Origin of the sequence: Bartonella birtlesii IBS 325 (genome assembly GCF_000273375.1) — a bacterium.
GTDB classification, from domain to species: Bacteria; Pseudomonadota; Alphaproteobacteria; order Rhizobiales; family Rhizobiaceae; genus Bartonella; species Bartonella birtlesii.
In genome coordinates this window covers 786,023-808,352 of sequence record NZ_CM001557.1, presented here as the reverse complement: position 1 = coordinate 808,352, position 22,330 = coordinate 786,023, and the positions used below count along the sequence as shown (strand labels likewise).

General features: G+C 38.4%; 16 protein-coding genes and 2 pseudogenes. 3 read left to right on the top strand and 15 right to left on the bottom strand.

Annotated elements, in window-relative coordinates:
* Nucleotides 1–45 precede the first annotated feature (45 nt).
* Entirely contained in the window at nucleotides 46–282 is a 237-nt protein-coding gene (locus tag QWU_RS03920) for a DUF2093 domain-containing protein (protein ID WP_006589060.1), read from the bottom strand.
* A gap of 120 nt (nucleotides 283–402) precedes the next feature.
* Complete coding sequence (gene mutL / locus QWU_RS03915) at nucleotides 403–2,241, bottom strand: DNA mismatch repair endonuclease MutL (RefSeq protein ID WP_017344883.1); 1,839 nt, start codon at nucleotides 2,239–2,241, stop codon at nucleotides 403–405.
* A gap of 311 nt (nucleotides 2,242–2,552) precedes the next feature.
* On the opposite strand from mutL, the gene QWU_RS03910 reads away from it, so the two are divergent.
* Together QWU_RS03910 and lldD are read left to right on the top strand one after the other, a co-directional pair.
* The gene (locus QWU_RS03910) at nucleotides 2,553–3,641 is read left to right on the top strand and encodes a 2'-deoxycytidine 5'-triphosphate deaminase (RefSeq protein WP_006589058.1); all 1,089 of its coding nucleotides are present in this window, start codon (nucleotides 2,553–2,555) and stop codon (nucleotides 3,639–3,641) included.
* 706 nt (nucleotides 3,642–4,347) lie between these two features.
* Nucleotides 4,348–5,499: an FMN-dependent L-lactate dehydrogenase LldD gene (gene lldD / locus QWU_RS03905; RefSeq protein WP_006589057.1), complete on the top strand. Its 1,152-nt coding sequence runs from the start codon at nucleotides 4,348–4,350 to the stop codon at nucleotides 5,497–5,499.
* Nucleotides 5,500–5,665: 166 nt separating this feature from the next.
* Here the strand turns inward: lldD and QWU_RS03900 are convergent, their stop codons facing one another.
* The 4 genes from QWU_RS03900 to QWU_RS03885 all read right to left on the bottom strand — a co-directional run bounded on the left by QWU_RS03900 (nucleotide 5,666) and on the right by QWU_RS03885 (nucleotide 9,718).
* A complete protein-coding gene (locus tag QWU_RS03900) occupies nucleotides 5,666–6,625 on the bottom strand; it encodes a transketolase family protein (protein WP_017344882.1) in 960 nt (319 codons plus the stop codon).
* A gap of 2 nt (nucleotides 6,626–6,627) precedes the next feature.
* Nucleotides 6,628–7,476, bottom strand: a complete 849-nt coding sequence (locus tag QWU_RS03895; protein WP_017196238.1) for a transketolase — start codon at nucleotides 7,474–7,476, stop codon at nucleotides 6,628–6,630.
* 297 nt (nucleotides 7,477–7,773) lie between these two features.
* Nucleotides 7,774–8,331 carry a 16S rRNA (guanine(966)-N(2))-methyltransferase RsmD gene (rsmD, locus tag QWU_RS03890; protein ID WP_017196237.1) on the bottom strand — a complete coding sequence of 186 codons (558 nt, stop codon included), beginning with the start codon at nucleotides 8,329–8,331 and terminating at the stop codon, nucleotides 7,774–7,776.
* On the bottom strand, nucleotides 8,312–9,718 hold the full coding sequence (locus tag QWU_RS03885) for a pseudouridine synthase (RefSeq protein WP_017196236.1): 1,407 nt from the start codon (nucleotides 9,716–9,718) through the stop codon (nucleotides 8,312–8,314). Before QWU_RS03885 ends, rsmD begins: the two co-directional genes overlap by 20 nt.
* A 263-nt stretch (nucleotides 9,719–9,981) precedes the next feature.
* Between QWU_RS03885 and QWU_RS09050 the strand changes: the two are divergent.
* Nucleotides 9,982–10,427: pseudogene (locus QWU_RS09050) on the top strand (nucleoside deaminase).
* A 138-nt stretch (nucleotides 10,428–10,565) separates the two neighbouring features.
* Here the strand turns inward: QWU_RS09050 and QWU_RS03875 are convergent.
* The 9 genes and pseudogenes from QWU_RS03875 to QWU_RS03835 form a co-directional block, all read right to left on the bottom strand.
* Nucleotides 10,566–11,093, bottom strand: coding sequence for a hypothetical protein (locus QWU_RS03875; protein ID WP_026017291.1), 528 nt, complete (start codon nucleotides 11,091–11,093; stop codon nucleotides 10,566–10,568).
* A gap of 196 nt (nucleotides 11,094–11,289) precedes the next feature.
* Nucleotides 11,290–14,205, bottom strand: coding sequence for an isoleucine--tRNA ligase (gene ileS, locus QWU_RS03870; RefSeq protein ID WP_017196233.1), 2,916 nt, complete (start codon nucleotides 14,203–14,205; stop codon nucleotides 11,290–11,292).
* 253 nt (nucleotides 14,206–14,458) lie between these two features.
* The gene (locus tag QWU_RS03865; RefSeq protein ID WP_017196232.1) at nucleotides 14,459–15,961 is read right to left on the bottom strand and encodes an outer membrane protein; all 1,503 of its coding nucleotides are present in this window, start codon (nucleotides 15,959–15,961) and stop codon (nucleotides 14,459–14,461) included.
* A 121-nt stretch (nucleotides 15,962–16,082) separates the two neighbouring features.
* Nucleotides 16,083–16,295, bottom strand: a complete 213-nt coding sequence (locus QWU_RS09545; RefSeq protein WP_006589050.1) for an outer membrane protein — start codon at nucleotides 16,293–16,295, stop codon at nucleotides 16,083–16,085.
* A 466-nt stretch (nucleotides 16,296–16,761) separates the two neighbouring features.
* Nucleotides 16,762–17,576, bottom strand: a pseudogene (locus QWU_RS09040) (outer membrane beta-barrel protein).
* A gap of 342 nt (nucleotides 17,577–17,918) precedes the next feature.
* Nucleotides 17,919–18,755: an outer membrane protein gene (locus QWU_RS03850; RefSeq protein ID WP_006589048.1), complete on the bottom strand. Its 837-nt coding sequence runs from the start codon at nucleotides 18,753–18,755 to the stop codon at nucleotides 17,919–17,921.
* A gap of 389 nt (nucleotides 18,756–19,144) precedes the next feature.
* The gene (locus QWU_RS03845) at nucleotides 19,145–19,606 is read right to left on the bottom strand and encodes a hypothetical protein (RefSeq protein ID WP_050980782.1); all 462 of its coding nucleotides are present in this window, start codon (nucleotides 19,604–19,606) and stop codon (nucleotides 19,145–19,147) included.
* Between the two features lie 695 nt (nucleotides 19,607–20,301).
* On the bottom strand, nucleotides 20,302–20,925 hold the full coding sequence (locus QWU_RS03840) for a ribonuclease D (protein ID WP_006589046.1): 624 nt from the start codon (nucleotides 20,923–20,925) through the stop codon (nucleotides 20,302–20,304).
* Entirely contained in the window at nucleotides 20,926–22,314 is a 1,389-nt protein-coding gene (locus tag QWU_RS03835) for a M20/M25/M40 family metallo-hydrolase (protein WP_006589045.1), read from the bottom strand. It abuts the gene before it with no gap.
* Nucleotides 22,315–22,330: the final 16 nt, after the last annotated feature.

Sequence of the window (22,330 nt, the reverse complement as noted above, 5' to 3'; positions counted from 1 at the left end):
AGGCAGTTTTGAAAACAACCCTTGGACTTTATTGTTTCTAACCAATTATTTTTTTTGTGCTTTTAACAATTGATTGAGATATGGATTGCATTCAAGTTCGCGATGATAAGAAATCTCACAACTAGCATATGCTTCTTGGCGGTGATGGTTCCAATATTTTAAATCGTCTATCGGGATTTTTTGCCCGCTAACGGCACAGAGGGTATAAGTTCCATATTCTATAATTTTATATCCATTATTAGAATAATGAATTTTTGCTTCACGTTCATCACTAGAAAACATTCTTCATAATCCTTTCCTGTTTGTATGAGCGATAATCCAAGTAAAGTGTCATAAAATGTCTTATACAGTCGAGAATGAATTAAAAAAATATTTCTTTCTTGCCAAAATAATGCGTGATAACTATTTTCTACCGAAAAGTCTCTCTATATCAGCCAATTTAAGTTCAATATAAGTAGGACGACCGTGATTACATGTGCCTGTATTTGGTGTCGCTTCTATTTGTCGTAACAGTGCATTCATTTCTTCGGGACGTAAAAGGCGCCCTGACCGTATTGAGCCATGACAAGCCATCGTTGCTGCAACATAATCAAGCATTGCTTTTAAATTATCTGTCGTATCATATTCCGCGGCCTCGTCTGCGAGATCCTTAATGAGGGCTTGTACGTTGATTTCTCCTAACATGGAGGGTGTTTCACGCACAACGATTGCACCAGGTCCAAATGGTTCTATGCCTAAACCAAATTTCTGCAAAGCATCTTTATGCGTTAAAAGGCATGTCGCGTCTTCTTCAGAGAGTTCTACAATTTCAGGAATAAGTAGCAATTGTGAAGGAAGCGGTTTGGAATAAAGCGCATTCTTGAGCGCTTCATAAACCAATCGTTCGTGAGCAGCATGCTGATCAACAATAACCAAACTATCTTGGGTTTGAGCAATAATATAGTTTTTATGGATTTGTGCTCTGGCAGCTCCTAGTGGATAAGATAATTCTTCTTGTGAAACTATAGTATTTGGAATGTAGGCATCACCACTTGGCGTATCTAAGCCCTCCATAAGAGGAGTCGCATTTTCTTTAAAACCAAAAGAGCTGTTAGTATCCAATGGTTGATGAATCATTGATGCGGATGAAAAATGATAAGGTTGTGGGCTGTAAGAAGAAGCCGGCTGTGGGTTCTTTGAATTTGCCAATGGCTGTTGTGTTTGAAATGCCGCCAACATTGCTTCAGAACGCGTTGATGTAGGACGAACACCCGTTTGATGCAATGCTTCATGAATTGCGCCAACAATTAAACCGCGAATGAGCCCAGAATCACGGAAACGTACATCGGCTTTTGTCGGGTGAACATTAACATCGACATCGGCGGGTGGTAGATCAATAAAAAGAATGGAGACAGGATAACGATCCCGCGTCATGACATCAGCATAAGCTCCTCGAATCGCCCCCCAGAGGAATTTATCACGCACTGGACGCCCATTAACATAAGCAAATTGATGAAGGCTATTACTACGGTTGAAGGATGGCAAACAAGCAAACCCTGTCAAACGGACTGATTCGCGTTCAGCATTAAGTGCGATACTGTTGGGAGCAAATTCTTTACCCATAATTTGTGTAATACGTTGTAATTGTCCTTGGGTATTATTTTGCGTAGCAGGCAATTCCATAGAAGTTCTGTCTGATCCTGAAAGAGAAAAGCGGATATGCGGAAATGCAATAGCAATTCGTTTAATCATATCGGTAATGGCATTCGTTTCAGCCCGATCAGTTTTCATAAATTTTAGCCGTGCTGGAGTAACAAAGAAGAGGTCACGAACTTCAACGATCGTTCCAAGATTTGCGGCCGCCGGTTTCGGTCCAACAATTTTTCCTGCTGTGACAATAATTTCAGTAGCATTATCAGCATCTTGCGTTCGTGAAATTAATTTAAGTTTAGCAACAGAACCAATAGAGGGTAAGGCTTCTCCTCTAAATCCTAAGAAGCAGATATTATGCACATCATCAGTAATTTTTGAGGTACAATGGCGAGAAACTGCTAAAATTAACTGATCTGCCGGAATACCACAGCCATTATCACTCACCTTTATAAAATTTTTTCCACCGTTTGCTGTAACAATTTCAATTCGAGTCGCTCCAGCGTCAATGGCATTTTCAACAAGCTCTTTGACAACATTTGCTGGCCGTTCAATAACTTCGCCGGCGGCAATTTGATTAATGATATTTTCGCTAAGATGGCGTATGGTCATCATAAATTATAACAAGATTCCTGCAAATTCTACATGAGTTTTAAATTATGATAACATTATTTGTGTAACATTCAAGAATGGGAGAGTGTGTAAGATATTATTCTTAAAATAACTCTTATTTACTTTCAAAGAATGTTGACCAAGTGCTGTTTCATTGTTTGTGATACTCTATGATTGACTATAGTAGAAAATTGATTGGCAAAATCAGAGAGGAATAGTTTTTATCACCTTAAAACAGCTTGTTAAAATAGCTTGCGCTAATCAATCATCTGAGCCAAAAAGAAATGTAGTAAAAATGGAAAGCAAAACATATGGTGCGTGTAAGCGGTATCCTTGCAGATAATGATATACAAGCTTTGATTGATAATGACATTCTCAAAGCTCTTTGGCCATTTGATGCAACCCAAATACAACCCGCGAGTCTTGATCTTCGTTTAGGGGAAAAAGCTTATCGTATACGGGCTTCCTTTATGCCGGGGCTTGATGTAAAAGTTTTAGATAAGCTCGAACGGTTAAAGTTGCATGAATTTGATTTGCAACACGGGGCTGTCTTGGAAACAGGTTGTGTTTATATTGTTCCTCTTTTAGAAAATTTAGCTTTACCAGAAATCTTATCAGCAGTTGCCAATCCTAAAAGTTCTACGGGACGATTAGATATTTTTACGCGTGTGATTACAGATAATGCTCAGGAATTTGATAAAATTTGTGCAGGTTATCATGGTCCACTTTATCTTGAAATTAGTCCACGGACATTTCCAATTTTGGTACGTACTGGTTCACGTTTATCTCAGCTCCGGTTTCGCAAGGGATACAGTTATTTAAATGAAAATGAGCTGCATGCTTTGCATAGAGATGAAACACTGTTATCGGATGATATGCCTAATATTAGCAAAGATGGTATTGGACTTTCCATTAATTTGAAGGGAGACGAAAACGGGCTGGTGGGCTATCGTGCTAAACACCATACAAGTGTTATTGATATTGACAAACGCGCTGTTGCTCAAGTTCTAGATTTTTGGGAACCTCTTTTTGACCGTGGTCAAAGAGAACTGATTCTTGATCCTAACGAGTTTTATATTTTAGTCTCGCGAGAAGCTGTCCATGTTCCTCCGCTTTATGCCGCTGAAATGACCCCCTTTGATCCCTTGGTTGGTGAGTTTAGAGTGCATTATGCAGGTTTTTTTGACCCAGGATTTGGGCATATGGAAGCAGGTGGGAAAGGGGCAAAAGCAGTTTTGGAAGTGCGTAGCCATGAAGTCCCATTTATTTTGGAGCATGGCCAAATTATTGGCCGTTTAATCTATGAACACATGCTTAACCGACCGTTAGCGCTTTATGGACATGATTCTGGATCACATTACCAAGCACAGAGATTAAAGTTATCTAAGCATTTTAAATAATTTTGAAAATATGGATTTCGATAAGATATACTTAGGAAGTGTATTTGCCAAAAAGGCATGTTGATTTTATTAAGTCACGCCCTTTGTATATGATTAATTTATGTAATATGAGCAGAAAATTGCTCAACCAAAGAAGATATTCTTTGTTAGTACCTAATAATATTCAAAGTTTTTTTAAAATGCCCTATATCAATTATGAGCGCGTATTTTGATAAACTTCGATGAAGAGGGAACTTAGCTAAGTTTTGGATACATTCAATGACTTGATTTTTAGTTCTATTAACGGCTTTTTTATTTTTATGAACTGGTGGTTTGTATTCGATGAGAGACTACATACTCTTATGGGTTATGATGTATGGCATCTTTGTAGGGGGGATTTCTTTAAAATTGCGATAAGTAACTGAAGCGATATCCCTTAGAGGATTCTTGGTTACATGAGGTGTATCATCTCAATTCTTGAGATAGATAATTAACAACGTATATGTATATATTATTGCTGATTGAAGGTAAATACTATGAGATTCTAAATCTCAAAAAGAGAAATAAAGGCGTTGTTTTCATCTATTTGTTTTTTTGAGTTGCAATCTCTGTTACCTACATCTATCGAATGGCGTGTTTTGTTGAGATTCCTCATGGAACACATGCGGGTTAGAGCTTATTGATTTAGAGTGTTTTCGTTTTTCATTCAGAAACAATGGTACTATTCATGATTATTTCCTCAACACTTGATTATCGCAAAGCAGCAAAACGTCGTCTGCCTCCTTTTCTTTTTCACTATATCGATGGGGGAGCTTATGCTGAAGAAACGTTGCGACGTAATTATACAGATCTTCAAGCACTTGCACTGCGTCAAAGAATTTTGAGAGAGGTTGGTGAAGTTGATCTTTCAACTAAGCTTTTTGATCAAACACTGAATTTACCGATTATACTTGCACCTGTTGGGTTAACGGGCATGTATGCACGCCGTGGTGAGGTACAAGCTGCACGTGCAGCCGTTGCAAAAGGTATTCCCTTCACCCTATCCTCAGTTTCAGTTTGCTCCATTGCAGAAATCCAGAAGGCAGTCGGAAGTGCATTTTGGTTTCAACTTTATGTGCTCAAAGATCGTGGATTTATGCGTGATGCATTAGAGCGAGCTTGGGCATCTGGTGTGCGCACATTAGTTTTTACAGTTGATATGCCGGTTCCTGGTGCGCGTTATCGTGATGCGCATTCAGGAATGTCAGGACCTTATGCGGGGTTACGCCGGATTTTACAAGCTTTTACCCATCCATATTGGGCTTGGAATGTTGGTATTATGGGGCAGCCGCATGATCTTGGCAATGTTTCCACTTATCTCAAAAAGAAAGTTGCATTGGATGATTATGTTGGTTGGCTTGGTGCAAATTTTGATCCATCAATTGGTTGGTCTGACCTACAATGGATTCGGGATTTTTGGAAAGGAAAAATGATTTTGAAAGGTATACTTGATCCAGAAGATGCACGTGAAGCAGTGCGGTTTGGTGCGGATGGTCTCGTTGTTTCTAATCATGGTGGGCGTCAACTTGATGGTGTATTATCAACTGCACGAGCATTACCAGCAATTGCCGAGGTGATAAAGGGTGATTTGGCTATTTTAGTGGATTCTGGTGTTCGTTCTGGCCTTGATGTTGTACGCATGATAGCTCAAGGTGCGGATGCCGTTATGATTGGTCGTGCTTTTGTTTACGCGCTTGCAACAGCGGGTGAGAAAGGTGTTGCTCATCTCCTTGATCTTTTTGCAAATGAAATGCGCGTAGCTATGACGTTGACCGGTGTACAAACAGTTAAAGAGATTACGCGTGAGAGTTTAGTGAATACAGATGCTTTGCAATCATGAGGAAAGTGCGCTGTACTATCTTTGGAAAAAGAGAGTTTTTTCATTAAAAATAGGAAAAGCGCAGTTTCGTATGCCTATCTGTCTTGTTTTCTTTTCACATCCTCAGTGAGTGATATTATTTTTTAACTGACGAGTATATTTAGATGCAATTTAACATTTTTATATATTATTTCATTGCTAACACAGTTTTCGTTATACCTTCTCGACTTATTCCATAATGTGCTAAAACATCTAATTGGCTTCCATTACAAATTGGTTCATCGGGTATTCCTAACGATACAAATCTACATGCAATACCGTATTCCATAAGTAATCTTGCAATGGCATCTCCAAGCCCTCCGTTAATGCTATGCTCTTCACAAACAATGACAGAACGGTGGGATTTGCAAAATTCTAATAGAGATGAGTTATCTAAAGGGCGAATTGTTGGTACACTGACAACTGTTGGTATAATTTCATATTTTTTGAGTTCTTCAGCCGCATCAAGACAAATCTGAACGGTCTCACCAGTGGCAAGTAAGAGAATATCTTTTCCCTTTTGTATAACAGAAGCTTTATTGATATCTATTTTTGAAGAATCTCTATGAATATTTTTAACTGCACGCTTTCCTAAACGTATATAAGCAGGCATAAGACTGCTTAACGTCGAAAGAATTGCAGCCTCCGTTTCTTTATTATCCGCAGGAGCAATGATGCGTATGTTAGGAATAGCACGAAGTGAAGCAAAATCAGAAATAGCATGATGTGTAGCCCCCAGTGCCCCATAGCTAATACCGGCACTAATGCCAATTAATCGAACAGGATTTTCACAATAAGCGACATCTACCTTTATTTGTTCAAGTGCACGCGTTGTCAAAAAACAAGCCTGAGAGACCACAAATGGCTTTTTTCCACATGAGGCAAGACCAGCCGCAACGCCTACCAAATTTTGTTCCGCAATTCCAACTTCTACAATACGCTTTGGATAGTACTTTGCGAATTGGTCAATCTTCCCAGATATTCGTGAATCAGCTGTTAAAACAACAATATCTTTATCAAATTGCGCTATTTTTATAAGAGTTTTATTCAAAATTTCGAGGTTTGAAAACTTCACGGCAGTTTGTGTTTCTTGATGATAATTATCCATATTCATGCTCTCATTAATTGAATTTTTGTCTTAATTTCATTGACAGCAAGATTATATTCTTCATCTGTTGGAACTTTATGGTGCCAAGTTATGTCATTTTCCATGTAGGAAATTCCAGAGCCCTTTATTGTGTTCATAAGTATTACTGTTGGTTTGTCCTTATAAGATGGAGGAGAACCTAAAGATGTCTTCAGTTGTGTTATATCGTGACCATCAATTTCTACAACATGCCAGCCAAAACTTGTAAATTTATCTGCTAAGGGCTCTGTTTTCATTAAGATATCAGTCGTATCAGTAATTTGTAGCCGATTTCTATCGACAATTGCTATAAGATTACTGAGTTTATAATGCGCTGAAAATAGTACAGCCTCCCAGATGGATCCCTCTGTCATTTCACCATCGCCAAGAAGCACAAAAACACGGTAAGATTGAGAATTAAGCTGTCCAGAAAGAGCCATTCCTGCACCAAGAGATAAGCCATGACCAAGAGAGCCTGTGCTTTGCTCGATGCCAGGGACTTTTTTGGTTACATGGCCTATAAAATTTGAACCGAATTTTAAATAAGTATCGAGAAGTTTAGGATCAAAATATCCCATTTCTGATAATACAATATACAATGCTTCAACCGCATGTCCTTTACTTTGAACATAACGATCGCGATTAATATCATGGATACGCGTTGGATTTATTTGAAGAATATATTTGTATAAGATATAAATGAAATCAATGCAGGAAAGACTACTAGCTATGTGACCAGATTTCGCTCTTTTAATGAGATCAAGTATTTTAAGTCGTAAACGGAGAGAACAAATCGCATCGTAAATATCTGCTTTATTACTTGCATAAGCCATACTCTCCCCCTCAGAAAATTTATAAAATAATCCCTTTAAATCGCGATTTTATGGCTACTGACTAGAAGATCATTTAAGCCATTCCATATATCTTTAGATGTATTGTGTACAGAAAAAAGCATGCATACCAGCAAGTAATTGTACAGTAGTTATGCAAAAATAGTAGTATAAAAGCTTTCCACATCTTTCATTGGCTAAAAAACAACCGCCCCATAAGAAAAGTGCAATGTAAAAAGATGTACAGAATAATTTTTCTCATTCTATCGGATAAAAACGAAAATTTTCACAAGTTTAAAACTATGATCGCAGTTTATAAAAACGTATTGCTGTCTCACCATAAAAACGCTCATCATCTAGATAAAATATATCAGGTAAATGAATCATTGCTTCCTTCTTTTCTTCAAGTACAAAGAGTGTATCAGCTTTTGCCCACCCTCCTCTCACAGCCGCAACAAAAGCACGCTCACCTAAACAATAGCCATAAGGAGGATCTGCGCAAATAATATCAAATGGAAGCATTGTCCCAATATCGCCTAGTTTTGTCGCATCACGACGCAAGATCCGCCCAATTGACTGCAATTCAAAAGCTTCAATATTTTTTTGAAGCAGTCCACGCCCCTCAACTGAATTTTCAACAAAAACAGCCGCTTTTGCACCACGAGATAAAGCCTCTATGCCTAAAGCACCAGTACCTGCAAAAAGATCAAGAATACGTTTGTTTGTCCAAAATTGTTCTTCTCGGCTCGCAAGAATATTGAAAAGGCTTTCACGCGTACGATCACTAGTTGGGCGAATTGATTGACCCACAGGCGCAAACAAAACACGCCCAGCAAATTTACCGCCGACGATTCGCACGTGGTCCTCTAAATCGCTTTGTTGTTTTTGCATCACCGCTATACGCTTTAGATTTTTTCATGGCAGGACCATCAAATGATTTAGCTTTTCGCTTACTCTCAAAAGAACGCTCATCGTAATTGCCTTTTACAACCTTTTCTTCTTTCTTTAATAGATGCTCTTTCTTGCCAACAACACGCGCTTCACCATAAGATTTTTTACCACGTTTTTGGTCAAAACGAATATCCTTCTCTTTGTGCAACTGAACTTCTGGTAACTTTTCCTTACCTTTATGAAAAAATCCCTTGCCGACTAAATTGCTTTTATGATTATGAGAGGATTCCTCACTATAGAAAGACTTCTTACGTGCACTCTGTGGACGTGCACCAGGAGCCATCCAAACATTAGCGCGACGCGAACGAGGCAAAAAACGCTGCTCTGCTTTTCCTTCATTTCTCTCATCCTTACGCATAAATTTCTCATCAGATTTTGTGCCCAATCGTGATTGAGAGTGCTTAACAGAGCTGCTACTCCTGCGCTGTACATTTTTCCCACTCGAAAAAAACCAACCATCATTGGTAGTAGCAAGATCTTTATCTCTTGGTTTTACTACAACAACCGCAGAATTTGGAAATGACTTAAGAATAGGAGCATCAAAATCTGCATTCGCTTGCATAATTAAACGCTCACCCAATTGCTCACGTAACGTCCGACCTTTTATCTCACGAACGGCTCCTTCTTCTAAATCAGAAAGCTGAAATGGACCATAAGATACACGAATTAAACGATTTACCGATAATCCTAATGCACCAAGAACCTTCTTTATTTCACGATTTTTTCCTTCACGCAAAGCTACAGAAAGCCATAGATTTGACCCCTGTTCACGTTCAATCGATGCTTCAATTGAACCATAAAAAATACCATCAATCGCGATGCCATTTTTAAGACTATCAAGTGCACTCTGTTTGACTCTTCCATGAGCACGAACCCGATATTTTCGCACCCATCCTGTTACAGGAAGTTCTAAGACACGGGCTAAACCACCGTCATTGGTTAACAGCAAAAGCCCTTCCGTGTTAATATCAAGCCTGCCCACAGAAAGAACACGAGGCATTTCTTTCGGCAAATTGCTAAAAACTGTTGGTCTACCTTCAGGATCACGGTTAGTGGTGACAAGTCCCACTGGCTTGTGATAAAGCCATAATCGCGTTCGTTCCGTAGGAGACAAAGGCTTGCCATCAACCTTAATAACATCAGAGCGGGTAACATTAAAAGCAGGCGTCGTCACAACTTCACCATTAACAACAATACGACCTGCAAAAATCATCATTTCTGCATCACGACGCGAAGCAACACCAGCACGTGCTAACCTTTTGGCAATCCGCTCACTCTCATTGTTTTCATTCATTTGCTTTTTACACCAACCTATTCCTGTACGTTCAGAAAATCATCACCCTGCATCATACTGCTTATCTTGAAAAGAGGGAGTAACACAATCATTTATCATTTTCTATCCTTTAACAGCAATAATGTATTAGATTACTTGCAAGTTAGTTTTAAACATTTAAAAATAATGTCTCTTCATTATAAAAGAGTCATAACTCACCCATTTTACAGTACTCCTCCCGATAGAGAATTTTTTACCCTCTACACTTCAATAGAAAGAACACTATGACTTTGACTCCCATGGAAATAGCCCTTTTAGAAGCGCAATGGGCAAAAAAAAAGATGAAATCCCCGTAGGTGCCGTTATCACACATGGAAAAACAATCGTTGCACGCGCTGGTAACTACACAAAAGCCGGATGTGATCCTACAGGACATGCAGAAATGCGCGTAATCCGTATGGCCTGCGAAACATTCCAAAGTGAAAGACTTCTTGATTGTGACCTATATGTAACCCTTGAACCTTGTGCTATGTGTGCAGCAGCCATTTCATTTGCACGCATACGGCGTCTCTACTATGCAACCAGCGACCCAAAAGGAGGCGCGATTGAACACGGCCCACGATTTTACCAGCAGCCAACTTGCCATCACCGACCTGAGATCTATTCTGGTTTTAAGGAAAAAGAAGCTGCTCAACTGCTTAAAGATTTTTTTGCACAAAAGCGGTATTAAAAAAATCTTCTTCTTATCTACAATACCTATCTTTGAATAACTGAGAATTCTAAAGAAGGTTCATAGCCCTTCTTTTCTACAAGAATCCATTTTTAGAATACTTTTCCTCTCACACTCTTTAATGCTTCGTCCTTACTCTTATTTACTAACTTTACCAACAGGTTTACTAACTTTACCAACAGGTGCAATCTTTGCTGGTTGACGATAACTCAAAGGTGGCTCAGTAAGATAGCGACGATACTTTGCACTGCCGACTCTTGCACTCCGGCGACGTAAATATTCCTGCCGTTGCTTTGCACTCAACCGTGAAATATTTTCTGAATCAGTAGTATTGGTATACTCGTTAACTGATGATTGTTTTTTTGGAAAAACAGAAACTTCACCGCTACCAGCATATTGCTTTGATGCTGCTGTGTCCTGTTGCGGTAATGGCAAAACTAAGCGTGAACCGAACCTCGGTATCACAAGCTTTGGGTGAGGTTTCATGACAAGATGACTATTATCATTTGTCGATGTTAGCGAAGCAATATTGGCAACATCTTCAAAGAACTGTAATGAAACCGGTTTACCTGTACCATAGGTGGGAGCGGGCATACCACATCCTGTTAACACAAAGCATATACCCAAAATGCTTACCGGTAATATTTTTACTTCATACCTTTTCACTGCTTATCCCATTTCCCTAAGTATATGGCTCCCCGATCTTCCCGTATTTATTGGAGATCTGTTCTACATATAAACTCACCCCCACGAAAAACAATGGATTCCTTTATTATCATAAAAAATTATACGTATCAATGACAGAATTTAAACCGCAACAATGCTCTTTATAAAGTTACACTTCCCCTTTTAACGTAAAATATCAAAGTTTTCCAAACATCTGTAATTCACGCAAAGCAGCCGCATCGCGAGCAGATACATCAGGATAAGCTGGATCACTACCAACATCTTGTGTATAACGCCATGACCTCGCACATTTTTGCCCTAACGCCTTCCTAGGATACACACCAACGCCTTCAACATCACTCAGGGTAAAAGCATCCTTAGGCGGTGCATCCTGTTTAATTGTTAGAGCACTGGTGATACAAATTTCCGCCATATCTAGATTCCCTAATGCTTCCAGTAAAGTTGGATTAGAAATAAAGACAATAGGTGCTGCTTCTAAAGATGATCCAATACGCTTGTCCGCTCGTTCAAGCTCTAAAGCACCCGTCACAACTTTGCGAACCTGACGAACTTTTTTCCAACGTTCAGCCAAAGATTCATTCTGCCACTCCTCTCGTGTAGAGCGAAACTGTTCCAAATGCACCGATTGACTTTTTGGGTAACGCTCTAACCAAGCTTCTTCCATCGTAAAAGGTAACATTGGAGCAAGCCATGTCACCATGTGCTCAAAAACCTCACGGACAACCTGCAAAGAAGCTTTACGTTTTTTTGATGAAGGTGCATCGCAATAAAGAGAATCTTTGCGGATATCAAAATAAAATGCTGATAACTCAATAATCGAAAAATCCAACAATGCACGCATAATTTTTTTAAAATCAAACTCGTCATAGGCGCGATTAACCAAATGATCGAGTTCAAAAAGTCGATGCAATATAAATTTTTCAAGATCTGGTAATGTACAATAAGAGATTTCTTCTCCTTCATCATGCGCTAAAGTTCCAAGCATCCAACGAATTGCATTACGCAATTTACGATATGAATCTACATTTGTTTGAAGAATTTTTTTGCCTAGACGCTGATCTTCCCAATAATCCGTTGTCATCACCCAGAGACGAAAAATATCAGCACCAGATGTTTTAATGATTTCTTGCGGAACAACCGTGTTTCCTAAGGACTTAGACATTTTCTTGCCTTTCTCATCCAAAGTAAAACCGTGCGTGATTACCGCCTTATAAGGAGAACAAGCGCGCGTACCACAACTTTCCAAAAGAGAAGACTGGAACCACCCACGATGTTGATCAGATCCTTCAAAATAAACATCGGCAGGCCATTTTAAATCAGCTCGATCCTCTAGTACAAAACTATGGCTCGCTCCAGAATCAAACCAAACATCAAGAATATCACGGACCTGTTCCCAAGACTCATGTGCACGCTCACCTAGAAAACGTTCACGTGCTCCCTCAGTAAACCACGCATCCGCCCCTTCTTTTTCAAAAGCTTGCAAAATACGCTCATTCACTCGCTCATCTTTCAGAACAACACCATCCTCATTGGCAAAAATACAAATTGGAACACCCCAAGCGCGCTGACGCGAAAGAACCCAATCAGGACGATCTGCTACCATAGAAGCCAAACGGTTTTGACCAGAAGAAGGAACAAAACGCGTCATCGAAATAGCTTCCAAAGCACGACTACGTAAAGTTGAACCATCTCCAAAATTTTTATCCATTGAAATAAACCATTGCGGCGTATTACGGAAAATAACAGGCTTTTTTGAACGCCAACTGTGAGGATAGGAATGTTTTAAACGACCGCGTGCAAACAATCGATCCGCTTTAATTAAAGCGTTAATCACTTCTTTATTGGCATCACCCATTTTTCCATGATCATCAATAACACGTACGGGCCCCTCTTTACGATCCGGTCCAAAACCAGGGACATCCTTCGTATAAAAACCAGCATCATCAACAGGAAAAGGTATAGACGAATCAATACCAGCCTGCTCCAATAGAGGCTTATAAGCATTCCAAATTTCAAAATCCTCACGACCATGGCTAGGTGCTGTATGGACAAAACCGGTACCAGCATTCTCTGTTACGTGCGAACCATCAAGTAGCGCAATCTTATAATTATAACCTCCAGCTAAACCTTTGAGTGGATGAGAAAGAAAAAGCCTTTTAAGCTCATCATTAGAAATAACACGTAAACGCTTCAAAACGAGTTTTGCTTTTTCTGCACAGCTCATGGCCAATGCATCAGCAAAGAGAAGTTTTTCTCCAGCTTGAGGACCAAAATCATTTTCTGCTCTTTCAACTTCGTAAACACCGTAAGAAATCTGTGAAGAATAACTAACCGCACGGTTACCAGGAATTGTCCACGGAGTCGTTGTCCAAATCACAACATAAGCACCATACAAATCGCTAGAATCTGTTTCAAAAATAGGAAACTTAACCCATATGACCTCTGATTCATGATCATGATATTCGATCTCCGCCTCTGCCAAAGCCGTGCGCTCCACAACAGACCACATCACAGGCTTTGAACCACGATAAATCTGATCTGACATAGCAAATTTCATCAATTCACTAGCAATGCGTGCTTCTGCATGAAAAGCCATTGTGGTATAGGGCGAGTTAAAATCACCAACAACGCCAAGGCGTTTAAATTCTTCACTTTGAACAGTTATCCAATGTTGTGCAAATTCACGGCATTCTTGACGAAATTCGTTGAGGGGTACATCATCTTTATTTTTCCCTTGCGCACGATATTTTTCTTCGATCTTCCATTCAATTGGAAGCCCATGGCAATCCCAACCAGGTACATAGTTTGCGTTAAAACCACGCATTTGGAATGAACGAACAATCACATCTTTTAAAACTTTGTTTAACGCATGCCCAATGTGGATATGTCCATTTGCGTAAGGTGGTCCATCATGAAGAATGTAAAGTGGGCGATCTTTTGCTTGTTGGCGTAATTGCGTATAAAGCCCCATATCTTCCCACCGTGCCATCAATTCAAGCTCTTTTTGCGGTAACCCCGCACGCATAGGAAAATTTGTTTGTGGTAGATAAAGAGTTTTCGAGTAATCTATTGTTTCATTTTTCACAGCCATTGTGAAATATTCCTGTCCACTTTTACGATTTCATTTTTGCATAACTTCCCTGAACCCTGCAACTCTGGTTTTTTTAATCTATAGGGAAAGCCGAGCTTATCATTCGTATTAAGCAGCGATCAAGAAGATATATCATCACATTTCATAGGCTTTATCATGAAACTATCAATAAAGGAAATACAAAAATAATCTTCTCAAAAAATAAAGGCTCCACTCTTGGTAGAGCCTCGTAAAAATTTATCCTTAAAACAAATTAGAATTTATAAGCTACACCAACACGAAAATCATTGGTTTTGTATTTAATTTCAAGTTTTTCCTTTGCGAATTTCTTTTTACCAAAATCGGAATAACGATATTCTGCACGCAAAATAACATTATCAAACATCGCAAAATCAACTCCGCCACCAAGGGTATAACCAACCATGGTCTTTGTTTCATCGGTTAAGTTCTTAGAAGCAACAACTGTTCCATCGTGTTGCTTAACCGATACAGATACAGTGTCTTGAAGTTGTGCATAAGTAATACCACCAGCAACATAAGGCATAAAACGATCAGCAGTAAAACCGACACGCACTCGTGTAGCACCAGACCAATTTTGCTTTAAAGTATGACTTAAAGTTCCAACAATACCACTATCTTCAAGGCCAAATTCAGAAACCATTTCCTTTATTTGCTCTATACCATAGACATTAGAACCGTTCTGATTCGTTTCTTGTGTACCGTGTCCCACCACTTTCTGTGCACCACGCGAATTAACACCATGGGATTGAGGTCCATGTGGATTAATACCCAAAGCATGTGGATGAGCGCTCGTACCATGCGAATGCGCACCAGAGCCACGCTGAACTCCATGAGATGCACCATTCTGCGAATGAACACCCTGTGCACCGCTCGCAGAATAACCACTAGCCCCTCTTGCTCCACTGGTTGAGTGCATTCCCGATGCAACTGGTTGTGCTGGTAATGTTTCTGTTGCTCCCGATCTTCCTAGTACTAATGGAGATTTCACTGGCACTGATGCCGGTGATGCCGATGCTGCTGGTGATGCTGGTGATGCTGGTGATGCCGGTGTTGCCGATGCTGCTGGTGATGCCGATGCTGCTGGTGATGCCGGTGTTGCCGGTGTTGCCGGTGTTGCCGATGCTGCTGAGGCTGCTGTTGCTACTTGTATCTTTGCCTCTGTTGAGGGTGCCTTTAATTGTGTTGTTTGAGTTGGTGCTGGAGTTGATACCGTTGATGTCACTTTTTCTGCTGATTTTTCAGAAGATGAGTGCGTAGAAGTTGGTTGCGTTGCACCTGATAGATTCGCCGATGCTGATCGTGCTGACCTACCGGATCTCGCTACTGCATTTTCTAACGCAGCATTATCAGACGCGCTGATAGTGATAGTTTTTGTATGTTTTTGCCCAGACCAAATTAAATCCGTATCGATACCCAAAACGAAGCTATCACCCAAATCAATATTAGAGCCTGCATAAAGACCACCTTCAAAACCTGAAAGTTTAGGTGACAAATCTTTACTCAGCGGTAAAGTTTTGTGCTTATGAACAATACTCATATCAGATTTACTCGAAAAACCACCGATTTGGCCACCCAAGTAAAAACCTGTCCATGTAAAAGTAGGTGCTACAAAAGCTGATGAAACAGGTGTTGTTGGTTGATGAGGTTGATGAGGAACCATCACATCAGCTGCCTGCACTGTTGAAGCTGAAATCAAAGAAAAAATAGATGCCGTTATTAAACATTTTGTATTCATAAAATATCTCCAAATATCCAAAACGAATTGTTTATAGTGTATCTATTTTTAAATATCTGTAGCAAAAATGTCACATTCACAAAAAATAAAGACTCCACTCTTAGTGAAGTCTTTTAACAATTTAATTGTGATCCAAATAGGTTTTTTTTAGAATAATTAGAAATTTGTAAGCTACACCAACACGAAAGTCATTGATTTTATAGTTAAATTTGTTTTCACTCTTATCGAATTTCTTTTTACTAAAATCTAAGTAACGGTATTTTTCATGAAAAATAACATCATCAGTCATTGTGAAATTAACACTACCACCAATCGTGAAAGTAATCATTGTCATGGTTTTTCCAGGAGACACAGCTAAGCCACTTTTGAATCTAATCTATCTTGTACTAAACCATAAAAATACCTTACATCTGTGCTAAACAATGCCACTAGTAATATAAAGCATGAAGCGGTCAGTAGCTGCAAAGTTGGTATGCGTCCGAGTGGTACCAGATTATTTTTTTCTTAAAATAAAAAGAGCAATCCTAAATAAATGATAAACAGAAAAAATTGTTGAGGATAGAGCTTGTTAGTTATTTCATTTAGCATGAGAGCTTACATTAAATTTATCTTTAACCCATTGATACAAATATTAAATTACTATTTGTGATTGTTACCAAAACTAATATTTAACCCTGTTTGTAATATTAAAATAGTGTTCAATTATGCCACAATATAGCAGAAGAAAAACTGCAAAAGCCCCGCCAAAGACGGAGCTTTTTAGTAATTTCTTTTATAATAATAATTTCGTTTTTATGAAATTAGAATTTGTAAGCTACACCAACACGGAAATCATTGGTTCTAAAATTATATTCTTTTCTTTTGCAAAAAATTTCTTTTTACCGTAATCTGAATAACGGTATTCTGCACGCAACAGAACATTATCAGTCATTGCAAAATCAATACCGCCACCAACAGTGAAACCAACCATTGTTGCTATTTCATCAGATGCGTCAGCAGAAAAAACTTTATCATTTACTTTCACTTGTCCAAAAGCGGCCTCTAGCTGTGTATAGGCAACACCCCCAGCAACATAAGGCATAATGCGGTCAGCAGCAGCAAAACCAACACGTACTCGCGTAGCACCAGCCCACTTCTGTTTAAAACCAACGCCTTCTGCTAACTCTACAGGATCTCCACTACCATTCTTATTACCTGTGTTTCTAACATTTAGATTCTTTACAGAATTTGTTTCATTAGTAGAAGTTGTTGGAGGAGTTGTAGTTTTAGCGGCTGTTCGTATATCCTTTTTGCCAGACCAGATCATATCTGTTTCAATACCCAAGATAATGCCGCTACCAAGATCAAAGTTAGATCCTGCATAAAAACCGCCAATCAAACCTGAAAGTTTAGGTGATAAGTCTTTTAAAACTGAAGTTTCTTTATCTTTATCTTTTAGGTCAATTTTACTTGAAATACCACCAATCTGACCACCAATATAAAAACCTGTCCAAGAAAAGCCAGGGGCAGTGATAACTGGTGTAGCTTCATGAGGAATGACAACGTCAGCAGCCTGCACTGCAGAAGCTGAAATCAAAGCGATGACAGAAGTTGTTATTAAAGATTTTATATTCATAAATTTTGCTCCTAATCCATTTATAGAGGTAATGCTATACACTTACGCGAAGAAAATCTGTAGTAAAAATAACACAGTCATATAAAATAGAAGTCCTGTTTAGAAACAAGACCTCTATAATAGCTTTTTTTATAGGAAAATTGTCCGTTATACATACATGTAATAAATTGATATTATTGCAGAAATTATCATTTGTCGTTATAAATTTCTTTTTACCAAAATTATTGCACAGCACCATTCCACATATGTTAATAATATGTGGAATGTGATAATATAATCACAATAAAATAACTAAGGTACCAACAAAAATGGAATTCCTTAGCGATTTAGCTTATCAATAAGTTAAAATTTGTAAGCAACGCCAACACGGAAATCATTGGTTTTGTAAGAAGTTTCATACTTATCATTTGAGAATTTCTTTTTACCAAAATCTGAATAACGATATTCTGCACGAACTATGACATTATTGGTCATTGCGAAATCAACACCAGCACCAAGGGTGTAACCAACAAATGTCTTTGTTTCATCAGATAAATTACCAGAAGCGATTACTTTACCAGTATCTTTCTCCGTTATTGATATCGACGCAATATCTTGAAGTTGGGTATAAGCAATACCACCAGCAACATAAGGCATGATGCGCTCAGCAGCAAAACCAATCCGTACTCGCGTAGCACCTGCCCACTTTTCTTTAAAAGTGAAACTATGCGTTCGTGTATACTTACCCGCTTCAAGTTTATTATTGCCAATACTAATACCAGCGTCTTTCAGCATCTTATTAACATAATCTACGTGATTTGGAGCAATCTCATATGCTGGCACTGTCTTCGTATCATTTTTATCAGTCCAAATGATATCTGTATCAACACCCAAAATAAGACCATTACCAAGATCAATATTAGAACCTGCATAAAGGCCTCCCATGAAACCAGATAGTTTAGGCAAATAATCATCATGCACCGGAACAGTTTTTCCGTTATTGAGGATATCCATCTTTGTTTTACTTGAAAAACCACCAATCTGACCACCAATGTAAAAACCTGTCCAAGAAAAAGTTGAGGGAACAACAACAGGTGCAACAGGTGTAGGACTGGGAGGAACAATAACATCTGCTGCATGCGCTGCTGAAACTGAAACAAAAGCGAAGGCAGAAGCTGTTATTAACCATTTCATATTCATAATTTCTCTCCATAGCTGAATATTTGAACACCCATTTTCATATAGAGCCCAAATTTTGGATATCTGTAGTAAAAATGATACACTTAATAAAAAAACAAAAAGCCCTTCCCCCTCAAGTTATTTGAACGAAAATTTATAAACTAGGCTAATGTCAAAACATTTTTAGTCAAATTCAAATGCTATTCTTTTTGCCAATTTCTACAAACACACATATCATTGATTATTAACCTTTTCGTAAAATACAAATTTCCCCTTCAACCCTTACAAACTATATGCAATGATTTGATGCTAGAAACTAACATTATAACTATAAGCATTGCTTTAACCTTTACTTTGTCCCGCTCCCCTCTAAACCTTGTAAAATATATATCTTAACATCACCTCTCTACTTATTTATAACTCATCGGACCTCTCATAAATAAATTTGGCCGTGGTCTTGGTTTTCTATGCTTTGGACCTCTTTTTTTACCTAGATATGATACAGATACCAACTCAACAACTGCCTTTTGTTGGATATCCGCGAAAGAAGAAAACTTTGTTTGAAAAACTTTGGATAAATTATCGCTAAGCTGTTTCTTAGAAAAAAAACTCTCGGGAGAAAGAGCGGAAGATACTTCATGTCCTAATTTTTGAGCACTCAAAAAACTTGCTCCCTGCGTCACAGAAACTGAAAAAAAATAGCAAAAGCTATAATAAAATATTTTAAATTCATAGATCTCTCTCCATTTATAATATCCATAATGGGCTTTATGTAGTGCCTTCATTGCATCTTTCCATAGAAAGATGATTTCTTTAACTTGTAAAAGTGAAATTTTTAGCACTTTGTGTTTAAAATAAATGGAAATTGCCAAACCGTGCTGCCATAGAAACTATTTATTTTGTAATAAATAAATACACAATACACCGTTAGATATAAAACCAATGACACAACTCTTTACGCATTCATTTCTTCAGTAGAGTCTACTCTCATCTTCTACTGCTTAATACAACTGTGGTGATAGTAAATATGAAAACGATAAACTATTATAAATCAGTATATTGAATTGAAAGGTAACAATATTCATATTCTTTAATTAACCTATCACCCACAATATTATTAGAAATTTTCTTGTAAAACTGTTTGTTTTTCTCAAAAATCGGTTTTTATAAATATAAAAAGCGCATATTTTATAAAATATTCTTATCGTGTGATCTTTAAAAGCAATAGAATTCATTAAATTGAACTAGCTTTATCATTCTATTTGCTAGCACAAAAGATGTTGTAATAACCTTTACACGAAGCATGTCTATAAGGACATATTTACTCTTTTTCCATAGTTTTTTACATACTAGCCCTGTCATTGAAACACACAAGTGAATGATTTTGACTGATTATAAACAAATTTAAAATGAAAAAACCTAGGTTATTCGGAATCGCTATTCAAAGTAATATTATAAAACACTCTCATGAAAACAAGTGAAAACAAAATACCCATATGTTATGGATATTTTGTTTTCCTGCTTCAAATAACTCTTTTTGACCTAGATTTTTATACAAAACTTGAAGTCAGCTATGATGTGCAAAAATATCAACCTCCCCCCATCCCAAAAGATCGAGTTTGGCCCTCATAGGCAAAAATTGGAAACATGCCCTTGCAACATGTTCGCGCTCTTCACGTTTTAAGCGTTCTTCAAATATATCTTTTAAACGATGCAAATATAAAACATCTGATGCCGCATATTCAATTTGCGCACGTGATAAAGTCTCAGCAGCCCAATCCGAAGATTGCTGCTGTTTAGAAATATTCACATTCAGCAATTCGCCGCAAATTTCCTTTAATCCATGGCGATCTGTATAGGTACGGGTGAGTCTTGAAGCAATCTTCGTACAAAAAACTACATCTGGCATAACGCAAAATGTATGTGCCAAAATAGCAAGATCAAAACGCCCAAAATGAAATATTTTAGTAATTGCCTTATCTTCAAGCAGCTTAACCAAATTAGGAGCATTCTTTTGTCCTTTAGCAATCTGTATAATGTCAGCCGTACCATCTCCAGGAGAAAGCTGAACAACACATAAACGATCACGATATGGTTGCAGCCCTAAAGTTTCAGTATCAATCGCAACAGCATTAGTTTTATAATTGTCTAAGTTTGGTAGGTCACCTTGATGAACGCGGACTTCTGTCATCTATCCTCCTTTTTTTGCTAAAGTTGCAAGAATACGTGCCCAAGACCGTTGCCCTTTATGAAATGATTTTAGATTATATTTTTCATTAGGCGAATGAATACGATCATCAGCCAGTGCAAAGCCAACCAAAACAGTTTCCATACCAAGAATTGATCGAAAATCTGCAACAATTGGAATGGATCCCCCCATGGCTGTCAATACAGTAGGAACTTCCCACTCTTGTGATAAAGCATCCTTTGCTGCCTGGATAAAAGATAAATCATCAGACAGTTGAAGTGCTGGAGAAGAACCGTGATTTTTAAATTCAACCGTACAATCAGCGGGAATTGAGCTACGTACATAATCACGAAGCGCTTGGCGTATCTTTTCTGGATCTTGCTTATGTACTAAACGACACGACATTTTTGCACTCGCTTGAGAAGCAATAACCGTTTTTACTCCTTCCCCTTCATAGCCGCCACTAATACCATTAATTTCCATGGTAGGACGTGCCCATACGAGCTCTAAAATGCTTCGCCCTTTTTCACCAGATGGAACAGAAAGACCTATAGGACCAAGAAAATTTTCAGCAGTACAATTCAGTTCGTTCCATGATTGTAAAATATGTGGAGGTGTTTCTGCTACTCCATCATAAAAACCAGGAAGCGTTACCTTATTATTTTCGTCATGAAGTCCTGCCAAAACTTTAGCTAAAATACGAATAGGATTGGCTGCTACTCCCCCAAAATAACCAGAATGCAAATCACGATTTGCTGCTGTGATAATAATCTCTTCCGCCATAATTCCCCGAAGAGAAAGAGCAATAGACGGTGTATCAGCATCCCACATAGATGTATCACAAACCAATGCGCAATCAGCCCTAAGCTCATCCTTATTTGCTTGCAAAAAAGGAATAAGAGAAGGAGAAGCACATTCTTCTTCACCCTCACATAGAATAGTAACTTTAACAGGAAGCTGCCCTGTTTCTTTCTTAAATGCACGGCACGCTTCGATAAAAGTCATCAACTGACCTTTGTCATCTGAAGCACCGCGAGCACAGATAACTTTCTCTCCGTTTCTTTCTTTTAAAGAAGGTGTAAACGGATCATCCTCCCATAAACTCAACGGATCAACAGGTTGAACATCATAATGTCCGTAAAACAATACATGTAAACAATTATCTGAAGGACCTGGATGATGCCCAACAACCATTGGATGACCGGGTGTATCGCGCCGTGAAGCCTCAAAACCAATAGTTTTTAAATCCTCTACTAACCAATCAGCTGCTTCACGACATTCATCCTTATAAGCCGAGTCTGTAGAAATCGATTGAAAACGTAAAAGAGAAAAAAGGCGCTCAAGGCTTTTTTCTATATTCTCATCAAGATGTGTTAATACTTTGTTCAGCATAAAAAAAACCTCCCAA

Coding starts and splice junctions, on each gene's coding strand:
- QWU_RS03920 (WP_006589060.1), bottom strand. CDS start 282: ATGTTTTCTAGTGATGAACGTGAAGCAAAAATTCATTATTCTAATAAT.
- mutL (WP_017344883.1), bottom strand. CDS start 2,241: ATGACCATACGCCATCTTAGCGAAAATATCATTAATCAAATTGCCGCC.
- QWU_RS03910 (WP_006589058.1), top strand. CDS start 2,553: ATGGTGCGTGTAAGCGGTATCCTTGCAGATAATGATATACAAGCTTTG.
- lldD (WP_006589057.1), top strand. CDS start 4,348: ATGATTATTTCCTCAACACTTGATTATCGCAAAGCAGCAAAACGTCGT.
- QWU_RS03900 (WP_017344882.1), bottom strand. CDS start 6,625: ATGGATAATTATCATCAAGAAACACAAACTGCCGTGAAGTTTTCAAAC.
- QWU_RS03895 (WP_017196238.1), bottom strand. CDS start 7,476: ATGGCTTATGCAAGTAATAAAGCAGATATTTACGATGCGATTTGTTCT.
- QWU_RS03885 (WP_017196236.1), bottom strand. CDS start 9,718: ATGAATGAAAACAATGAGAGTGAGCGGATTGCCAAAAGGTTAGCACGT.
- ileS (WP_017196233.1), bottom strand. CDS start 14,205: ATGGCTGTGAAAAATGAAACAATAGATTACTCGAAAACTCTTTATCTA.
- QWU_RS03865 (WP_017196232.1), bottom strand. CDS start 15,961: ATGAATACAAAATGTTTAATAACGGCATCTATTTTTTCTTTGATTTCA.
- QWU_RS09545 (WP_006589050.1), bottom strand. CDS start 16,295: ATGACAATGATTACTTTCACGATTGGTGGTAGTGTTAATTTCACAATG.
- QWU_RS03850 (WP_006589048.1), bottom strand. CDS start 18,755: ATGAATATGAAATGGTTAATAACAGCTTCTGCCTTCGCTTTTGTTTCA.
- QWU_RS03840 (WP_006589046.1), bottom strand. CDS start 20,925: ATGACAGAAGTCCGCGTTCATCAAGGTGACCTACCAAACTTAGACAAT.
- QWU_RS03835 (WP_006589045.1), bottom strand. CDS start 22,314: ATGCTGAACAAAGTATTAACACATCTTGATGAGAATATAGAAAAAAGC.